General features: G+C 64.1%; 1 protein-coding gene. It reads right to left on the minus strand.

Annotated features, from left to right (window positions below):
• Nucleotides 1-153 precede the first annotated feature (153 nt).
• Complete coding sequence (locus tag N825_RS35570) at nucleotides 154-1404, minus strand: IS4 family transposase (protein ID WP_051514256.1); 1251 nt, start codon at nucleotides 1402-1404, stop codon at nucleotides 154-156.
• Nucleotides 1405-1506: the final 102 nt, after the last annotated feature.

Here is a 1506-nt window from a genome sequence, read left to right on the forward strand (position 1 = left end):
CCCAATACCGTTCACTTAGGGAAAATGTGTATGCACCGGCCATACTCGTAAGTTGATGAAGCTCGGGAGACGTTGCTTTTTCTTTTCTTGATGGGGAAGTCGGAAAGGTATTTGCGCTTGATCGAGCGTGTGGTGTGCCGTCCCCGGCTCCGCTCAGCCGGGTAGCGCAGGATCTCGCGGATGATCCTCATCCGGATGTCCGGCTGGTGCGCAGGGGGAAAAAGAGCCATGCATGAGAACATGGCTCCGAACGATCTTGACGGTGGTGGTGAAGGATAGCGTGTCGACATCGCGGTCGCCCACTAGGGCGGCCTCGTGCATGAGGTCGCGCAGGGCGAAGTGGGTGAGAGCCAGACCGTAAAGTTCCTGCCAGATGAGATCGACCGACCGGCTGCGCAGCATCAGGCGTTGGCCGGGCAGGCCGACCTTGATCTCATGGAAGGCGATCTCCGCTTCCCACCTCTCATGGTACAGCGTGGCGAGTTCGTGCGCGGGAGCCCCCCGCGGATCGAGGATCGTAGTGATCAGGCGGTGGACCGGCTGGGTTCCAGGCACCGCGTCCAACGTGTATTCGATGACGCGCACCGGCACCTTCCCGGCGGCGCGATCGGTCGAGTCGACGCTGAGTTCGCTGAGAAAGGAGCCGTCGGGCAGCCGCTCGAGACACGGGAACTTCTGATTGGCTTTCATGCGCCACAGCAGGTCGGCGCCCGTGGCGGCGGCATCGCGCCAGAGCCGGCCGCTCACCAGACCCCGGTCGGCTAGACACAGCATGCCCGGTGTCAGCTTGCCAAGCAGGTCGCGGGCCAGTGATTGTTCGCAGGTCTCGTTGAGGTGCCCGCCGGCCAGTCCGAAGACCACCCGCGTTCCGGTTTCAACCAGAGCGAACAGGCGCATCTGCGGATAGGCCCCCGACCCGCCGCCGTTGGGGCGGCCGAACGCGGCCTCGATCTCCGGCTCGTCCGCCAAGTCCACCATCGTGCCATCCCAAGCCACCAACCGGCGGCCGCGATACCACGCGCCGCGTGTGCGCTCCCGCGCGATCGGCCGGACCACGCGCTGGAACAGCCGCTCCAGCGGTTCCCGGCCGAGCCGCTGGCGGGCCATCGTGATCGCCGACTTGCCGGCCCCGACGTTCAGCCACGGAGCCATCGACAACCATTGGAGCCCGGCGAACAACTTGCGCTGGACCTCGAGATAGGAGTCCTGGAAATAAAGCGCCATCGCCATGACGTAATAGATCATGAAGCGCGCCGGCAGCGACCGCTGACGCAGACTTCGGCGCCCGGTTTCCTCAAGAACCTCATCGACGATCCGGGCCGGAACGCAGCGGACGAGAACGCCGATCGTAACGGTATCGCTGATGCTCATGCCCTTGGGCAGGATGACGGGGCCGCGCGCCATGATGCCTCCACTCCGTCTGTGGCCATGTCGGTCAGCCTCAAAGTGGGACGCTCAGACCCGTCCGTGAATACCACAGAATTGCAAAGTGAACGGTATTGGGTC

It is taken from the genome of Skermanella stibiiresistens SB22 (genome assembly GCF_000576635.1).
In the GTDB taxonomy this organism is placed as follows: domain Bacteria; phylum Pseudomonadota; class Alphaproteobacteria; order Azospirillales; family Azospirillaceae; genus Skermanella; species Skermanella stibiiresistens.